The following is a 16,503-nucleotide window of genomic DNA, read 5'->3' on the forward strand; positions in this document are numbered from 1 at the left end:
CTATTTGCCGATCAGCGTTTTTATTCTGGCTTCTATGCCTTCTATCGGCCAGAATTCCGCCTTCTGCGCCGTTCTGGCTTTATATTCCAGTTTTCCCTCGGGCAGAAGTTTTTTGCCTATCACTATTCTATGGGGTATGCCGATAAGGTCTGCGTCTTTGAATTTTACGCCCGGCCTTTCATCGCGTTCATCGTAGAGTACGGTTATGCCTTCGGCGCGAAGGGCATTGTAAATCTCGTCGGCTTTCTGTTTGACTTCGCCCTGCGTATCCAAAGCGATAAGTTCCACGTCAAACGGGGAAAGCGGCGCGGGCCATATTATGCCGTTTTCGTCGTGCGATTGCTCGATGGCGGCTGCTATTACGCGGCTTACGCCTATGCCGTAGCAACCCATAATCATAGGCTTGGACTGCTGATTTTCGTCTAAGAAGTTCGCGCCCATCGATAAGGAATATTTGGTGCCTAGTTTAAAAGTATGGCCGACTTCTATACCGCGCATAAATTCAAATTCGGCCGAGCATCTGGGGCAGCGGTCGCCTTTTGAGGCGAGTTTTAAATCCGCAAAGACGTCGGGCTGGAAATCCCTGCCCAAATTTACATTCTTTAAATGGGTATCTTGTTTATTTGCGCCCGCTATGCCGTTAACTATTGTTTTTATGTGGTTGTCGGCATAGATCTTTATATCGGCGTTCTTTTGTTTTAGGCCGCAAGGTCCGGCGAACCCCAAGGGTGAGCCGGTCGTCTGTTCGTAAAAGTCGGGTTCGGCTTTTTCAAGTTCGGACGCGTTAAGGAGTTTTTTAAGTTTAATTTCGTTAAGTTCGTCGTTCCCGCGCATTAAAACAACTACGGCTTTGCCGTCGGCTTTATAGACCAACATTTTTATGAATTTTTCCGCCGGCTGTTTTAAGAAAGCGGCCACCTCGTCAATGGTTCTGGCTTCCGGAGTGGAAACTTCCTCCGAGGCAAGCAAGTCTTCGGGCTTTGGGTTTGCGGGTGCGGGCGCTTCAATTTCCGTCTTTTCCGTATTGGCGGTATATCCGCATTTGGGGCAGACCGAAATTTCATTCTCGCCCGTTTGGGCAAGCACCATAAATTCGTGGGAGAAATTTCCGCCGATATTGCCCGTATCTGCTTCCACTGGTTTGAATTTAAAACCGAATCTGGTAAAAATACGCATATAAGCGTCGTAAAGGCGCTGATACCACTCTGCGGCGGATTTCTCGTCGGCGCAGAAGGAATAGGCGTCTTTCATATAAAACTCTCTTGCGCGCATTACGCCAAAGCGCGGGCGGATCTCGTCGCGGAACTTCGTACCGAACTGATAAAGGCACAAAGGCAGCTGCTTATAGGAATTTACGTCTTTCATCACCAAATTGGTCATTACTTCTTCGGCGGTAGGGGCCAAGCAGAAACCGGCGCCTTTGCGGTCCTTAAAGCGGAGCAGCTCTTTGCCGTAATAGGTCCAGCGGGTTGATTTTTCCCAAAGTTCTTGGGGCTGGACTATCGGCAGCCATACTTCGCAGCAGCCAGCCGCGTCAAGCTCTTCTCTAATGATATTTTCTACCTTTTTTAAAATTCTTATGCCAAGCGGCAGCCATTCGTAAATGCCGCTGGCCGTTTTGCGGATAAGCCCGGCCCTTAACATCAATTTGGCCGAGATTATGTCGGCGTCTTTGGGAGCTTCTTTTAAAGTGGGGATATAGTATTGCGATAATTTCATTTTTTTATTTCCTCTAATATTCTTTTAATCCAAATCTTCTGCGGGAGTTTGTATTTTATTTCACCCTTCTCAAACCAGAGCCCTTCTCCGCGTCCGCCAGCTATGCCGAAATCGGCGTCGCGCGCTTCGCCCGGGCCGTTTACCGCACAGCCCATAACGGCTATCTTTTTGCCCGTAGAAAGGCGGATAAGTTCTTTGTCGGAGTAAATCTTCTCCTCCAACGCTTTTACCGTACCAGCTATATCCACCTGCGTGCGCCCGCAGGTAGGGCAGGATATTATATTGGGGCCGTATTCCCTAAGGCCGAGCGCTTTTAAAATCTCGTATGCCGCGCGGACTTGCATCTTGGGATCTTCCGTCAAGGATATCCTTATCGTCGCGCCTATGCCTTGGCTTAAAAGGCGGCTCATCGCGATAGAACTCTTTACCGTACCCGCCAGGAAACTGCCCGCTTCCGTCAGGCCGATATGCTGGGGGATATTGGTCTGCTGCGCCAAAAGTTCGCAAGCCGCTATCGTGCGGGATATATTGTCTGATTTTAAAGATACCAAATATTGTTTGAAATTCAGTTTCTCCAGCAGGTTGGCTTGTTCCAAAGCCTCGCCCACCATTACTTGCGCCCATTTTTTGTCGTTCCATTTCGGCTGGCCGGAAAACTTCTTTAGCTCTTTTATGGAGCCCGCATTGACGCCTATTCTTATCGCCACGCCTTTGTCTTTGCAGGCCAAGACGACTTCTTTTACCTTTGCCATATCGCCGATATTGCCAGGGTTTATCCTTACCTTGTCCACGCCCTGTTTTATCGCTTCAAGCGCGAGTTTGTAATCAAAGTGTATATCTGCTACCAGCGGTGTTGTCATCGCTTTCTTAATTTTGCCCAAAGCCTTGGCCGCGTCCATATCAGGCACAGCCACGCGGTTAATCTCGCAGCCGGCGTTTTCCAATGCTTTTATTTGCTTTACCGTCGCTTTTACGTCCCTGGTGTCGGTATTGCACATCGCCTGCACTCTTACGGGGTTTTTGCCGCCGAGTACAAAAGAGCCTACTTTTACTTCGCGGGTTTTCTTCATTTAGCGGCCTCCTGTGCAGGTTTTTGAGTTTGTTCTTCTACAGGCGGTATCGCCGTTTGCTCTGAGGGCTGGGCTTTTAGCGTCTGCTCTACCGCCGCAGGTTTGGCGCTGCGGGTTCTTAAGCGTTTAATGTCGCTGTAAGTGGCATAAAGTACCAAGGCAAGCAAAAATATCGCGCCCGCGGAACTGGCGTTGTAGAGGGTTTTTTCCTTAACTCTTTTGCCTCTTATCGCCTCTATGATGAAAAACAGAATATGTCCGCCGTCTAGTATCGGTATCGGGAACAGGTTGAACATACCTATCGCCACCGATATCAGACCTATCAAAAAGAAGTAATCTTCCGCCCCGCTGTGTACGCCTTTGCCCACGATTTCAAAAATTCCTATCGGGCCGGCCACGTCGGGTGCCTGTTTGTGCCAAAGTCTATCGGCTATCGTGGTAATGGAAAGGGCTGTCCAATAATAGCATTGATGGCCCGCTATTCTTAAGGCTTCGAATATACCCGCTTTTTGGTAGACTGGTTCCAAAGCTATTCCGACTTTCTTATCCTCATTTAAAGGGAGTGTGACGCTGGAAGTTTCCTCCCCGCGTTGGTATGTCAAAGTTACGTTTTCCTGCGCCGCGGCGATATTTTTTACCATTTCCTCCCAGTTTTGTATGGGGGTATTATCCACCTTGGTAATCAAATCTCCTTTTTGTAGGCCTGAGTCGTATGCGGGATAGCTTTCCAATATCTCGCCTACTACGGGGGGGATTTGCTTTGGGTTGTTTACGGGCAGCCCGACGGATAATACAACAAAAAAGAATATTACGAAAGCCAAAACATAGTTCATTCCCGCGCCGGCAAACACCATAAAAGCCCTTGAATACCAGGGTTTAGCGGCGAAGTCGCGCTCATCGGTTATTTCCGCCTCTCTGGCGTAAAATTCGCCCGCCGGTTTGACGTATCCGCCCAGCGGTATTGCGCGAAGGGAGTATTGCGTTTCGCCTTTGCCCCATTTCTTCAAAAGTTTTCCGAATCCTATTGAAAATTCTTCTACCCGGATATTTAAAAGTTTGCAAGCCAAAAAGTGGCCCAGTTCGTGTATAAAAATAACGAGCGCCAAGGCGAAGGCTATGCCTAAAGCGGAAAGTAAAGTATCGGGGCTGATCAGCCAAAGTATCTTTGCCCACAGCGCATTGAGGAAATTCATTATCATTTACAGCTCCTAATGTAAGATAATAATATTATATCACTTTAGAGGAGCCCTTTAAAACCGCTTTCACTTCGTTCCCGCGCGGCATTGGCAAAATAAAAAACGGCTTTTTAAAAGCCGTTTTTTAAGAGCTGTTTTTAGAAGCTATATCTTAACTTTTTTGTACCTTTTGCTGTTTAACAAGTCGACAGCTTCTTCCCTTGCCCATTCGTCTACCAAAGCCGCCGCGCTCAAGGTAAGCGGCTTGTGCTGGCTGGTATGTTTGGCCAGTACGCCCGCGACTATTTTTGGTATGTCTGTAAACAATATTTTCCCTTCCAAAAACGCCGATACCGCCACTTCGTCGGCCGCATTTAATACGGCGGGGAAACTCCCGCCCTTTTTGGCGGCGTCCAAAGCCAGGCACAGACACGGAAACTTGTTTAAGTCCGGCTCGGAAAATTCCAGCTTGGACATTTCCATTATCGAAAGCCTCTTTGCCGGGTTGGGCATACGCTTTGGATAAGTAATTGCGTATTGTATCGGCAGGCGCATATCGGGGTTGGATAACTCCGCTATTATGCTGCCGTCGACGTATTCCACCGCGGAGTGTACTATCGACTGCGGGTGGATTACTATTTTTACTTTCTCCAGCGGGAGGGCGAAAAGGTGCATTATCTCGATAGTTTCAAAACCTTTATTCATTAAAGTCGCGGAATCTATCGTTATCTTCTTGCCCATTTTCCATCTGGGATGCGCCAAAGCCTGCTCCGCCGTTACTTTGCTTAAATCGCCGTCGTACTTAAAGAACGGCCCGCCCGAAGCGGTTAGCAATATGCTCGCTATTTGCGGCTCGGCCTTGTAGTAGGAGTGGGAGTCGACATTCTCCAAAGACTGAAAAACAGCCGAAGGTTCCGAATCTACCGGTATTATCGTGGCGTTCCAGCGTCTGCATTCGTCCATAATCGCGCGCCCCGCCATTACTATCGGTTCTTTATTGGCCAAAGCTATCGTTTTGCCTGCCTTTATCGCCGCTATCAGCGGTATAAAGCCGACTGCGCCCACCAAGCCGTTTATTATCAAATCGGCCTCGGGCGTAATCGAGAGATATACCAAAGATTCTATGCCCGGCGCCAATAATTTGGTGTGTGCGGGCACTTGGTCTTTTATTTTGTTGTAGGATTCCTCGCTGTACAAAGCGGCGTATTTGGGCTTAAATTCGTGTATCTGTTTTAAAAACAGTTCCGTATTGTTGTTGCCAGTTATCGCCAAGACGCGGTAATCCTCGCCCAAAGCCGATATGACGCTGAGCGAAGACACCCCGATAGAGCCGGTAGATCCTAAAATTACTATCCTTTTCATAACATATAGAGCAGTACGTAGTACAATACGGGGGCGCTGAGCAGGAAGGCGTCAAACCTGTCGAAGAAGCCGCCGTGGCCCGGCAACAGACCGGAAGAATCTTTTACGCCCGCGCTTCTTTTCAGTACCGATTGCGCCAAATCCGATACCTGCCCCAAAACCGATACTAAAAGCCCGATTAAAGCCGCCTGAGCCGCGGTTATGTACCACGGGAAGAATAAATCCCAGCAGAACAATGCCGCAGCCACGCCCAGAATCGTGCCGCCGATAGCGCCTTCCCACGTCTTTTTCGGGCTGACTTCTTTGTTAAGTTTGTGTTTGCCCAAAAATCTGCCCGTAAAATAAGCGCCCGTGTCCGTTGCCCAAATGGTGATGAATAGTATATAAACGAAATATTCGCCGTAAGGCTCCATAAGGCGGATATTTATCAGGTGTGCCAGAGACCAGGGTATCAATATTATGCCCAGTAAGGTATTGGCCGCGCGTTCAAGCGAGCGCGCCGGGGAAATTATCTCCACGAAGAATACGCCCGCTAAAGAAATCGCCATAAAAAACGAGGCTATATTGCTCGGCGTGCCGATTTGATTCTCGCCCCGCCCCGCTATCGCGCCTATTATCATAAGTATGCCGAAGATTATCAGCGATACGCGGTTGACGGGTTTCTTTGCGGTAAGCAAAATCAAACCATACTCATATAAACAGAGCAATATTATGGCCGCTACGAAAGCCATATAGAATATACCGCCAAAATAGATGGCGGCAAGCACGAGGGGTATACCCACGAGCGCGGTTAAAATTCTAGGTAATAGCATAGCAACATTTTAGCAAATTAAATGCTTAAGATTAAATACGGCGGGTAATATTCAGCGACCGCCGAATCTGCGTTGGCGGCGGCCGTATTCCTCTACGGCTTGTATGAAATGTTCTTCCTTAAAGTCGGGCCATAAAACGGGGGTAAAATAGAACTCGCTGTATGCGGCCTGCCACAAAAGAAAATTGGAAAGGCGCTGTTCGCCCGAAGTTCTTACTATAAGATCGGGCTCCGGCAGATTGTTGTATAAAGCGTCGGAAATTTCTTGCTGCGTGATCTCTTTTTTGCCGGAGTCGATAAGTTTATTTACGGCGTCGGTTATCTCTTGCCGGGCACCGTAATTTATTGCAAGATTGAGCACCAAAGCTGGATTATCCTTCTTTATTTGCGCCGCTTTATCCATTTTTGCAAGAATGTCTTGCGGCAGAGGTTCGCGCCTGCCGCTGAAAATGATTTTTACTTTCGGGTCGTCTTCTTTAATAAACTTGTCCAGCGTTTTTGACAGCAACTTCATCAAGGCGGATATTTCCGTTTTGGAACGTTTCCAGTTCTCCGTAGAGAAGGCGTAAAGCGTTATGTATTTTACGCCCGTTTTTAGGGCGGCGTTTACCACGGCTTGCACGGAGCGAGCACCTTCCTCGTGCCCTTTGGCTTTGGGCAGGTTTTTATTTTGCGCCCAGCGGCCGTTGCCGTCCATTATGAATGCGATGTGCGTGGGTATATTTTTCTTTTCCGCCATAAAATTATTTTACCTTTTATTTCCCTAAAGAAAAACAATTCTTTTCCAAATTTTTGCTTCTGGAGATTCTCTTAACTTCCAATTATGTTTGGGTTTAATGCTGTTGGCTAGGCGGAATTTTCTGTATGGGCAGGCTTTAGTGTATTTTCTGGGGCAGTATTTTCTTGTCGAAAAAAAGGATAAGTGCAATTTAAGGCAAATAAAAAAGCCCTCGCTTTATGCGAGGGCTTTGGTAATGCTATTGCTTTAGATTGTCATTATCTCTTTTTCTTTTTCCGCCGTAATCTTTTCTATCAAAGCGACGGAGGCGTCGGTCGCTTTCTGTATGTCGGCTTCGTATCTTTTAAGATCGTCTTCCGTAACCTCGCCCGCTTTCTGCGCTTTCTTTACTTTTTCTATCGCGTCGCGGCGTTCGTTGCGTACGCTGACTTTATAGTCCTCGCTCATTTTGGATATGGTTTTGCTTAACATCTTGCGGCGGTCTTCCGTCATGGGGGGGAAGGTTATCCTGATAAGTTTGCCGTCGTTCATCGGCGTTACGCCCAAATCAGCCTGCTGAAGTGCTTTCTCTATCTCTTTTATCGCGCTTACGTCCCAAGGCTGTATCTCCAAAGTTCTGGCGTCGGAAACGTTTAACATCGCCATTTGCTTGAGCGGAGTCGGAACGCCGTAATATTCCACGCGTACGTTTTCTATCATCTGCGGGTTGGCACGGCCCGTCCTTAAAGTTCCCAAATCCTGTTTGAATTTCTCGGCTACCGCCGTCATATTGTTTTTGGTTTTCGTTAAAAGTTCGCTGATACCTTCCATAAATTCTACCTCATGAGTTTATTTTTATCTATTATATCTTTTTTGGGGTAATATTGCCCTTTCGTGTATTACTATTTTAAAGCCGCTTTGTTCATAGCGCAGCATTTCTATCTGCTTTTGCATATTGCGCATTTCAACGCGCTGACGCATTATTATACTGCCCAGCAGCTTAACGCGGGCGCCCAAAAATATCGCAAATCCGGCCAATATCAGCAGAGCAATGATAATGGCGGTCCTGTCGCTCATAAAATCGTTCCAGAAGTTCTTGCGCGGCGATTTTTCAAAAGATGTTCCGCGCTCTTTAAAACCTGCCGCCGCGACGGGTATTTCTTCTATTGCTTTGGATTGACGCTCCTCTTGCGGAGTGGCTGGCGTGTTTTCTTGCGGCTTTTGTGAAACCTCGGCGATGACTGCTGGTTCTTCCGGTTTAGGCGAGTGGGTATCCTGCTTTTCGGACGGGGTTTCTTGTACGGATTCGGTTTTGACTTCGGGTTTTGTTTCTTCTTTTACTTCTTCCTGGGCGGATATCTGCTCTCTGTTTTTATCTTCCTTCGGTTCCTCTTGTTTGGGTAAGGATGATGGCCCCTCTTTTTGCGGGGGCAGCAGGGAGGGAATATTTTCCGCCCGCTCAGCCATGACTTTTACCGTAGAGTCTTCGACTTTCGAAGCCTTTGAAGGTGAATCTTCCGTACCGGCAAATTCGGCGAACCATTTGCCGAAAGCGTGTTTTATATGTCTAAAATGCCAGCGGAAATTGGTTTCAAACCTCCTTAGGAAAGTGTTTTTCTTCTTGGCCGGTTTTTCCGAAGGCTTCGGCGTTGGGCAAGTGGGGAGTTTTGCTAAGTCTTTTTGCTCTTCGGCGGCTATTATGGCTTCTATTTTCTCGGGGGTGAGCGGCCCTTGCACTTTATCGGTGTTTACGTTTGATATTATGCTCGCGGGAAGAATGTAACGATTTGTATCGGGGAAAAACATCTTCCTGAAAAAAGAGGCTATTTCCCTTCTTAGGAAATAACAGGTGGCCGCTATTATGAACAGAGCAAAGCAGCCCAGCGGTATTATCCAAATGAAATGATGGGGGGAAAATAATTCTTGCATATAAACTCCTTCCGGAAATTTAATTAGTAAATCGTCGTTCCTATTTTCTTGCCCGATACCGCCAGCTTGATATTGCCTTTCTTATGGAGATTAAATACGCAAAGCGGGAATTTGTTTTCTAAACAAAGCGCCAAAGCTGCCGTATCCATAAATTTTAGGCCTTTCTTTATGGCGTCTTCGTAGGTTATTTCTTTAATCAGCTTGGCTTTGGGGTTCTTTTTGGGGTCGCTGTCGTAAACGCCGTCAACTTGCGTCGCTTTAAGCACCAAATCCGCCTTAATTTCCGAAGCTCTCAGAGCGGCGGCAGAATCCGTGGTAAAGAACGGATTGCCCGTCCCGCCGGCAAAAATAACAACTCTGCCCTTTTCCAAATGCCTTATGGCTTTGCGTCTTATGAAAGGTTCGGCCAACTGATAGACGTTTATAGAGGTCAGCACGCGCGTGGGAACGCCGGCGTCCTCAAGAGCAGATTGCAGCGCCAAAGAGTTTATTATAGTAGCCATCATGCCCATATTGTCGGAATTTACTCTGTTTATTATCCCGCCGCCGTCGCGCACTCCGCGCCAAATATTGCCGCCGCCTATTACTATGGCGAGCTGGCATTTTGTCTTTAAAGCGGATTTGATTTCCTGCGCGATGTCTTTTAGCGCTTTGGGGTCGATGCCGCGTTCGCCTTGCTGCGCGAGCGCCTCCCCAGATAGTTTGAGCAATATCCTTTTGGGCATAAGCGTACCTCTCCGAACATTATTGAATAGTTTTTTCTATAATACAAAATTTTATTGGGGCGGACATAATAATATCGCCGATATTTTGGGGGAAACGGATTGTTATCGTCCGCCGCCGCCACCTCCGCCAAAGCCGCCGCCGGAAAATCCTCCGCCGAAGCTTCCTCCTCTGCCTGATGATTTTGATGACGGTTTTATCGACGTGCGCGCCAATCCCCTAGACAAAATCGAGCCTGTTATAACCGGGCGGCCGCCGTAATGCATAAGTTTCTCTTCCACAATATCTTTAGAGAGCATTTTGGTGAAACTTTTTATCCACTCGCCCTGTACCCCGAAAGCGTAGGCATAAGGCAAATAATCGGCGAATACTTTTAGTTTGTCTTCCGGGTTGGAAAGTTCCGCACGGTGTGTTTCTGCAGTTTCCATATATTTTTTAAAGCCAAGCAAGTCTAAATATAAGTCCCGCCCCGCTTTTGTGGTATTGTCTATTGTGGACATATATACCAAATAGCCAGCGATAGAGGATAAAAAGATAAGCTCTTTGCTGTTGAAGAGAATATTCATAGTCGGCAGGAAGAAAATCAGTATTATCAATGTCGGCCAATTGCTGTGAAGCGTATTTTTAACGCCTATCGAAAACGCGGTCATTGTCAAGATGACATTGATTAAAATTATCTGCGGTTCAAAAGCCGTCTGCATGGCAAGCATTATCAAAATGGGGAAAATGCCGAATTTATTGTTTTTGTTTATAAAGTGCCGTCCGTCGCTTTTCAATATATTGCGGAAGGCGTTTACGGATTTGGCTATCTCCGGCTGATATGATTTGCCGATATAGACGACGTCGCTTGAAAAGAAAGTGTCTAAAATAAAAAGTTCCTCTTTAGGCAGATTGGGGCCGTATTTGTCTTGGCGTTTGAGTTCGATTAGTTTGCCGCTTCCGGTTATTTTTATCTTTTCTTTGCCGCATAGGCTTACCAAGGCGGCGGCAAAAAATGACAGCTTAAATTTCCGTTCCAGCAAATAACCCGCAAAGGCTGGAGAAATGCCCTCTGGTGGCGCGTAAAGGACTCTGCCGTCGTATTTCGGATCGCGTCCGTATTTGTACCAAGTAAACAAAAAATAAATAAGCAATACGGCAAAAAGCAGCCAAGGCAGATGTTTGCGCGCAAATCGTTTCAGTTTGTTTTGCAGGCTCTCTTTGACGAAGCCCTTTTCAAAAGGAACGGCTACGGTAAAACCTTCGCCTGGCCCCAGAATAGAAGTGGTGTAAAAGAATAAATTGCCATCGGTTCGCGCCAAGGATTGCTTTTCGCCGTATCTGCCTGTATATAAGGATATGCCTTTGTCAATAACTTTAAGCCCTTTGGGCGCGATAAATTTAAAAGAGGCGCGCTCTATCGGGAATTGCCAATAATTACCGGTAACGTTCCAATAAATCTCGTCGTATTTCCCGTTGAATATAACGCCGTTTTTCATTATATAAGTAAGGGTGTACTCGTGGGGGCCGCGGGCGATATAATCGTCATTGCCGAAGTTTATCGTCAAATCGCCGTTGTATCTTTCTGTAAAGTAAGGGTGCGGTTCGCCGTCCATATATAGAGAGAGGGGGATTATGTCGCGGTCGGCTTCCAGCGGTATTGTTCTATATATGCCGCGGCGTATTTTTTTGTGTTCGGCGTTGACGGTGATTTTTTCCGTAACGGTAAGCTCCGCTTTTTCGTTAAGCGTGAGGGTGACGTCAAAATTAGTTATCCTTTCCTGAGAAAAGGACAAACCCGCAATAAGCGATAAAACGACTGAAAAGAATAATTTTTTCATAGCTTAAATTATAAGATAAAAACTGCTCGCACCACAAGAAAAAATCCGGCTTTTCAGCCGGATTTTTTTGTATGTTTTTCAGTAAGGGTTAAAAGAGTATTTGTTTTTAAAATCGTCCCAATCCGTCTTTTTTACCAGCTCTTTTATCTCTTGTTTTTTTAGATGCTCTTCCTTTGAAAGTGCAAGGGCCTCTTTAACGGAGTTTGCCGTTTCTTGCGAAGTCATTAAATTTATTTCCCGTTTAAGAGTAGTGAAGTAATCGTTGTTTTCTCCTATAATATCCGCAGTGAGCCTTTTATTGCTCCCGCTAAGCTCCAAAGCGGTAAGAGCAAAGAGTTTTGATGAGGACTGTTTTGCCTCTTGTAAGGCGCGTTTAAAAACGGCTCTGTCGTTTGAGACGCTTTTTGCCGCAACGCTTTCCTCCGGCAGGAGGCTTAAGCCTATTATCCCGCCAGCCAGCATTAAGGCTATGCCGGCTTTTGAAGAGGAGGGTTTTTTGCGCCTTACTATATTGTCAAATTCCTTTACTAAAGTTTTAAGTTCCTCGTTGCCTTGTGGATATTTAAGTTTTTTTAGAACAAAAACGAAATCGTTTGTAACCATTGAAGGAAGAGCGTCGTGTTTAAGCGGATTTCGCATATATTCATAAGTGTACATTGATCTAAGTTCAAAGAATGCCTCGGACAATTTCCTTTTCAGTGCGGGATTTGCGTCATAAACGGCATTATGCCTTTGCAGATACTGCATTATTTCAAGGATTTTGTTCGTCGCCTGTTCCAAAGTGCTTTTTGGCATTTGGCTTATCATTCCGGCCGAGGCGGCCATAGCGTATAAAGTGAAGGGTGCGGCCCCGCTCTCTTGCGATAAGCTCTGATATGTAATGGAAGGCTTCTCCAAAAGCATTTGTGCTTGCTGCGCTCTGCTTAAGTTTTGCGAGAACGCGCTAAATGGCAAGAACTGAATGGAAAGTAATAAAGCCGTAATTTTTTTATGCATAATTTCTCCTCCTAAACGTTTATGTCTAAAATATTTAAACCGATATGATAACGGCATAAAGCTCCGGCATAGTAAAATTATCTGGAGGTAGCCGCCTCGCCAAAATTAAGTTCGATATTCAGCGGTTCGGCGTTGGCAAGCATATCGATAAAATCTTTTTTAAGAGTTTGAGCTTTATCCTCTTTGATAATATTTTTGATTTCCGCTATGGTGTTTGGCGAAGTTATTAAATCTATTTCCGCCGATATTATCAAGTAGAGGTTATTGCCTTTTTGTCCGTCTTCAAAAAGGATGTCGGATAGCGCAGGCCCGTTATATTCCGATAAAGCCAAAGCCGTCAAAGTTAGTGCTTCCGGTCCATTTTCTTTAGCTTGGATAAGCGCTCTTTTTATTTGCGTTCTTGAAGATGATATTTTGGCATTTGAAACTTGATTTGGCATCAAAGCCAAAGCTGTTACGGCAATTAGCCCTAAAGCTATGCCCTTTTCAGAAAGTTTCTCCGCGCTTTTCTTTAGTATCGCGTTTATTGATTTTACGGCAGATTTCATTTCCGGATTGGCTTTTAATAGATTCGCCGGGATGGAATTTAAAGTTTGCTTTATCTTTGGGTGTAAATCCGGCGGGATATAGGAAAATCCTCTTTTTTGAGGGAAGGACGCGGCATAATCGGCAAATTCCTGCAGTTGCTTGTTTAGAAGATTGATGTCCTTGCTTAAAGCGGCGTAATTGCTTTGTCCTTTCACCGCTTTGTTAAAACTTCTTGTCAGTTGTTCTGATTTTTGGGCCAGAGCGGCGGGGGGATTGGTGCGGGCCAAAGTTTTATCGTTTATAAAAGTTTTTATTTTGGAAAGTATATCGGCGTTTGCATTCAAGGAGTATCCCGCGGCCATCGCCAGCGATATGTCGGAAAGCCCCGCCGACAATCCGTTTCTTTTAAAAATATTTTTAGGTTCTTGCAGTTTTAATCTTATATCTTGCGGGGTATAATCAGCCTGTTGAGAGCTTTGCGCGCAAATCGGCGCGGAACATATAAAATTAACGGCTACGGCCAAAGAGAGTATCCTTTTAAGCATAACATTATCCTTCTTAGCGAGTATCGTTTAACTTTTTATAGTTGTAAACGGAGAGGCTGAATTTAAGGTTCTATTTTGAAGTTCCGCGAAACAGTCCCATATCCACATTTTAATATTGTTGAGATTTTTTTGCAAGAAAAGTTCTCGCAATAAGCCGTGATTGTTTTTCGCTCAATTCCATGGGCTGGCAAGAAACAAAAAACCCCTTCTTTTTTTGAAGGGGTTTTTCGGTCTGTTAGGTTATTAGAATCTTACGAATCTCGTAACTTTCAAGTTTACGCCGAGTTTCTTGCTCTCTTCGTCGATAATCTCCTGTACAGATTTTTTATTGTCCTTTATTGACGGCTGGTCAAGCAAGCAAACGTCTTTAAAGAATTTTTTAATTCTGCCGGGGAGCATCTTTTCGATTGCGGCCTCAGGTTTGCCTTCGTTTTTGGCTTGAGTGATAGCGATATCCTTTTCCTTTTCGATAACTTCGGCGGGGACTTCGCTTTCGTTCAAGTACTGGGCGACCATGCCTACCGCCTGCATAGCGATGGCGCGGGCAAGTTCTTTAACTTCTTCTTTTTTGCCGCAGCAACCGTCGGTTTTATCGCAAACGAGTTCAACCAGAGCGGCTTTTTTGTTATCGGAGTGCAGGTAATAGTTGATTACTCCGCAGCCTTCGCCTTTCTTCCAGCATACGGCTTTATTGAAGGAAACATTCTCACCGAATTTGGGGGCGAGTTCGTGGATCATAGCCGTAATTTTCTCGTCTTTGGTGTAATCGGCAACGTCGGGGTTCTGGAGCATATACTCCGATATTTTGTCTACGAGCCCGATAAAGTCTGCCGTTTTGGCGACGAAGTCCGTTTCGCAGCCCAAATAAGCCATGGCTACGGTATTGCCGTCTTCGGATACTTTAATCGAGACTCTTCCTTCTTTAGTTTCGCGGCCGGCGCGTTTAGCCATATCGGCCAAACCTTTTTTGCGCAGGAAAGTTACTGCGGCTTCAACGTCGTTATTGCATTCGGCCAGAGCCTGTTTGCAAGCGCCGAGCCCAGCACCGGTTTTTTCTCTTAAAAGTTTAATATTTTCCAAACTTGACATAAATTCTCCTGTTAAAAATCTTTCCGCCCGCCTATGACGGGCGGAGAAATTAAAACTTAAGCTGCGGCTTCCTCTGAAGTTTTTTCCGCCTCTTCCTTGGTTTCTTCTTTGGCTTTGGCGGTTTTCTTTACGGTCGTCTTTTTGGCGGCCGGTTTCTTTGCAGCGGTCGTTTTCTTGGCTGCGGGCTTCTTCGCCGCTTTTACTTCTTCTTTTTCTTCTTCTTTAGTTTCGGCTTCTTCCGCTTTTTCCGCGACTATGGCTTCAGCTTCCGCTACTACTTCCTTCTTCGTTTCTTCAACGGCGGCGCTCAAGGCTTCTGCCATTACGGGATTTTCGACCGGTTTTTCTTCTGCGGCGGGTTCTTGTGCGGCTTCAGCTTCGGCTTTCTGCTCGGCATTTGCGCCGTTGGCTTCGTTTCTGCCTTCGATTATGGAATCGGCTACGGCCATGCAGAAGAGCTTTATTGATCTGGCGGCGTCATCATTACCGGGTACCGGTACGGTGATATCGTCGGGATCGGCATTGGTATCGCATACGGCCACTACTGGTATGCCCAATATTTTAGCTTCTTTTACCGCGCCTTGCGTATCAACGGGATCTATGATGAAAAGTATGTCCGGCAAGGTTTTCATATCTCTTATACCGCTGAGGAGTTTTCTTAAGCGGTTCATTTCTTTCGTCAGTCTAGAGGCTTCTTTCTTGGAAATGGCTTTAAGTACGCCTTCTTCTTCCCATTTTTCGAGTTCGGCCATTCTTTCCACTGATTTTCTTACCGTCTGGAAATTGGTTAAAGTACCGCCCAGCCATTTTTCGTGTATGCAAGGGCAGCCCGCTCTCAGCGCTTCGGTTTTGATGGCTTCTTGGGCTTGTTTTTTTGTTCCTACGAATAAGAATTTAGAACCTTTCTTGGCTTCCTCTTTAATATAAGCGCAAGCTTTTTTCAATTCTTTCGCGGTTTTCTGCAAGTCTAAGATATGCACGCCGTTTCTTTCGCCGAAGATATAGCGGCTCATTTTAGGGTTCCATCTTGAGGTTTGGTGGCCAAAGTGCACACCGGCTTCCAACATAGCCTTCATTGATATATTGCTCATTTAATTATCTCCTTATGTCGGCGCGGGCCAAAATTTGGATAGGGGATATCCATAGCGGCACGCTGCCAAAGCGTCGTAAACGAGGCATTTGATTTACGGATTTTTTTCGCTTCGTTTATCCGGCTTATAGATATTATACCATAAATAGGCTTGGCTTATTTTTATTTTTGCGGTAGAGGCGGATTATGCGTCTGTGGGAGGTACTTATAAAAAAGAAGAGCCGGCTTTTTAAATTCCGCCGGCTCTTTGTTTTGGGTTAAAATCTTCCGTTTACGAATATCATTCCGGGGAACCAACCGCTGTTCTTTATGATGTTGACGAAACCTATTTGCAGGCCTCTGTCTATCACGGTGATATTGTTTACGAAACCGAACTGCAATCCTTTAAAGTATTGGCTTTGGTTATAAAAGCCGAACTGTAACCCCGTCATATTCTGCGCGAAGTTCACCGCGCCGATTTGGGCGCCCAAGGCTTCCATATCGTTTACGTTTACGAAGCCCCATTGTACGCCGGTTAAATTATCTGAAACGTTCAAAAGCCCCAATTGTACGCCGATTGCATCTTTTGACGTGGTGTAAATGGCAGTTTGCAAACCGCGCATTTCATAACTTCTTGCATAAGCAAATGCCGCTTGCAGACCATGCATTTCTTCCGCTCTTGCGGAAATGAAGTTCCAATCCAATCCGTGTACGGTTGGCGTATTATTGTCTATTAACCCAAGCGATACATTGGTAGTGCTTGTATTGGGCCAAGCAATGGTATCATAAAGGGATAGTTTAACAGGGCTTTGAGCCGAGGCCGCCAATCCCAATGATGCCAGTAAGAGAAAAGACGCTAACAGCTTTCTCATAAGTTTGTGTTACCTCCTTGAATAATCTATAATTATATTATAAGTTATGACTCAAAAAGTCAAAGCGAGTTTTGATT

General features: G+C 45.8%; 15 protein-coding genes. All 15 read right to left on the reverse strand.

Going from position 1 to position 16,503, the window contains the following annotated elements; all coding sequences use genetic code 11:
- Entirely contained in the window at positions 1-1,719 is a 1,719-nt protein-coding gene (locus tag ACQY3M_RS03610) for a proline--tRNA ligase (protein ID WP_428066102.1), read from the reverse strand.
- Positions 1,716-2,789, reverse strand: a complete 1,074-nt coding sequence (ispG, locus tag ACQY3M_RS03615; RefSeq protein ID WP_428066103.1) for a flavodoxin-dependent (E)-4-hydroxy-3-methylbut-2-enyl-diphosphate synthase — start codon at positions 2,787-2,789, stop codon at positions 1,716-1,718. Before ispG ends, ACQY3M_RS03610 begins: the two co-directional genes overlap by 4 nt.
- Complete coding sequence (gene rseP, locus ACQY3M_RS03620; RefSeq protein ID WP_428066104.1) at positions 2,786-3,988, reverse strand: RIP metalloprotease RseP; 1,203 nt, start codon at positions 3,986-3,988, stop codon at positions 2,786-2,788. The genes ispG and rseP overlap by 4 nt, the downstream gene beginning before the upstream one ends.
- Positions 3,989-4,129: 141 nt before the next feature.
- Positions 4,130-5,326, reverse strand: a complete 1,197-nt coding sequence (gene dxr, locus ACQY3M_RS03625) for a 1-deoxy-D-xylulose-5-phosphate reductoisomerase (RefSeq protein ID WP_428066105.1) — start codon at positions 5,324-5,326, stop codon at positions 4,130-4,132.
- Positions 5,323-6,138: a phosphatidate cytidylyltransferase gene (locus tag ACQY3M_RS03630; RefSeq protein ID WP_428066106.1), complete on the reverse strand. Its 816-nt coding sequence runs from the start codon at positions 6,136-6,138 to the stop codon at positions 5,323-5,325. The genes dxr and ACQY3M_RS03630 overlap by 4 nt, the downstream gene beginning before the upstream one ends.
- A gap of 51 nt (positions 6,139-6,189) precedes the next feature.
- A complete protein-coding gene (gene uppS / locus ACQY3M_RS03635; RefSeq protein ID WP_428066107.1) occupies positions 6,190-6,876 on the reverse strand; it encodes a polyprenyl diphosphate synthase in 687 nt (228 codons plus the stop codon).
- A gap of 246 nt (positions 6,877-7,122) precedes the next feature.
- Positions 7,123-7,686, reverse strand: a complete 564-nt coding sequence (frr, locus tag ACQY3M_RS03640; RefSeq protein ID WP_428066108.1) for a ribosome recycling factor — start codon at positions 7,684-7,686, stop codon at positions 7,123-7,125.
- Positions 7,687-7,710: 24 nt separating this feature from the next.
- Entirely contained in the window at positions 7,711-8,784 is a 1,074-nt protein-coding gene (locus ACQY3M_RS03645; RefSeq protein ID WP_428066109.1) for a hypothetical protein, read from the reverse strand.
- 23 nt (positions 8,785-8,807) lie between these two features.
- On the reverse strand, positions 8,808-9,509 hold the full coding sequence (pyrH, locus tag ACQY3M_RS03650) for a UMP kinase (RefSeq protein ID WP_428066110.1): 702 nt from the start codon (positions 9,507-9,509) through the stop codon (positions 8,808-8,810).
- A 102-nt stretch (positions 9,510-9,611) separates the two neighbouring features.
- Positions 9,612-11,327 (reverse strand): DUF2207 domain-containing protein, encoded by a 1,716-nt coding sequence (locus ACQY3M_RS03655; protein WP_428066111.1) that lies wholly within the window; start codon positions 11,325-11,327, stop codon positions 9,612-9,614.
- Between the two features lie 78 nt (positions 11,328-11,405).
- Positions 11,406-12,323 (reverse strand): hypothetical protein, encoded by a 918-nt coding sequence (locus ACQY3M_RS03660; RefSeq protein ID WP_428066112.1) that lies wholly within the window; start codon positions 12,321-12,323, stop codon positions 11,406-11,408.
- Between the two features lie 77 nt (positions 12,324-12,400).
- Complete coding sequence (locus ACQY3M_RS03665) at positions 12,401-13,396, reverse strand: hypothetical protein (protein WP_428066113.1); 996 nt, start codon at positions 13,394-13,396, stop codon at positions 12,401-12,403.
- 243 nt (positions 13,397-13,639) lie between these two features.
- Positions 13,640-14,485, reverse strand: a complete 846-nt coding sequence (gene tsf, locus ACQY3M_RS03670; protein WP_428066114.1) for a translation elongation factor Ts — start codon at positions 14,483-14,485, stop codon at positions 13,640-13,642.
- A gap of 56 nt (positions 14,486-14,541) precedes the next feature.
- Complete coding sequence (rpsB, locus tag ACQY3M_RS03675; protein ID WP_428066115.1) at positions 14,542-15,576, reverse strand: 30S ribosomal protein S2; 1,035 nt, start codon at positions 15,574-15,576, stop codon at positions 14,542-14,544.
- A gap of 256 nt (positions 15,577-15,832) precedes the next feature.
- Positions 15,833-16,426: an LA_2272 family surface repeat-containing protein gene (locus ACQY3M_RS03680; protein WP_428066116.1), complete on the reverse strand. Its 594-nt coding sequence runs from the start codon at positions 16,424-16,426 to the stop codon at positions 15,833-15,835.
- Positions 16,427-16,503 lie beyond the last annotated feature (77 nt).

The organism is Candidatus Proelusimicrobium volucris (assembly GCF_959605025.1).
GTDB lineage: Bacteria > Elusimicrobiota > Elusimicrobia > Elusimicrobiales > Elusimicrobiaceae > Proelusimicrobium > Proelusimicrobium volucris.

Coding starts and splice junctions, on each gene's coding strand:
- ACQY3M_RS03610 (WP_428066102.1), bottom strand. CDS start 1,719: ATGAAATTATCGCAATACTATATCCCCACTTTAAAAGAAGCTCCCAAA.
- ispG (WP_428066103.1), bottom strand. CDS start 2,789: ATGAAGAAAACCCGCGAAGTAAAAGTAGGCTCTTTTGTACTCGGCGGC.
- rseP (WP_428066104.1), bottom strand. CDS start 3,988: ATGATAATGAATTTCCTCAATGCGCTGTGGGCAAAGATACTTTGGCTG.
- dxr (WP_428066105.1), bottom strand. CDS start 5,326: ATGAAAAGGATAGTAATTTTAGGATCTACCGGCTCTATCGGGGTGTCT.
- ACQY3M_RS03630 (WP_428066106.1), bottom strand. CDS start 6,138: ATGCTATTACCTAGAATTTTAACCGCGCTCGTGGGTATACCCCTCGTG.
- uppS (WP_428066107.1), bottom strand. CDS start 6,876: ATGGCGGAAAAGAAAAATATACCCACGCACATCGCATTCATAATGGAC.
- frr (WP_428066108.1), bottom strand. CDS start 7,686: ATGGAAGGTATCAGCGAACTTTTAACGAAAACCAAAAACAATATGACG.
- ACQY3M_RS03645 (WP_428066109.1), bottom strand. CDS start 8,784: ATGCAAGAATTATTTTCCCCCCATCATTTCATTTGGATAATACCGCTG.
- pyrH (WP_428066110.1), bottom strand. CDS start 9,509: ATGCCCAAAAGGATATTGCTCAAACTATCTGGGGAGGCGCTCGCGCAG.
- ACQY3M_RS03655 (WP_428066111.1), bottom strand. CDS start 11,327: ATGAAAAAATTATTCTTTTCAGTCGTTTTATCGCTTATTGCGGGTTTG.
- ACQY3M_RS03660 (WP_428066112.1), bottom strand. CDS start 12,323: ATGCATAAAAAAATTACGGCTTTATTACTTTCCATTCAGTTCTTGCCA.
- ACQY3M_RS03665 (WP_428066113.1), bottom strand. CDS start 13,396: ATGCTTAAAAGGATACTCTCTTTGGCCGTAGCCGTTAATTTTATATGT.
- tsf (WP_428066114.1), bottom strand. CDS start 14,485: ATGTCAAGTTTGGAAAATATTAAACTTTTAAGAGAAAAAACCGGTGCT.
- rpsB (WP_428066115.1), bottom strand. CDS start 15,576: ATGAGCAATATATCAATGAAGGCTATGTTGGAAGCCGGTGTGCACTTT.
- ACQY3M_RS03680 (WP_428066116.1), bottom strand. CDS start 16,426: ATGAGAAAGCTGTTAGCGTCTTTTCTCTTACTGGCATCATTGGGATTG.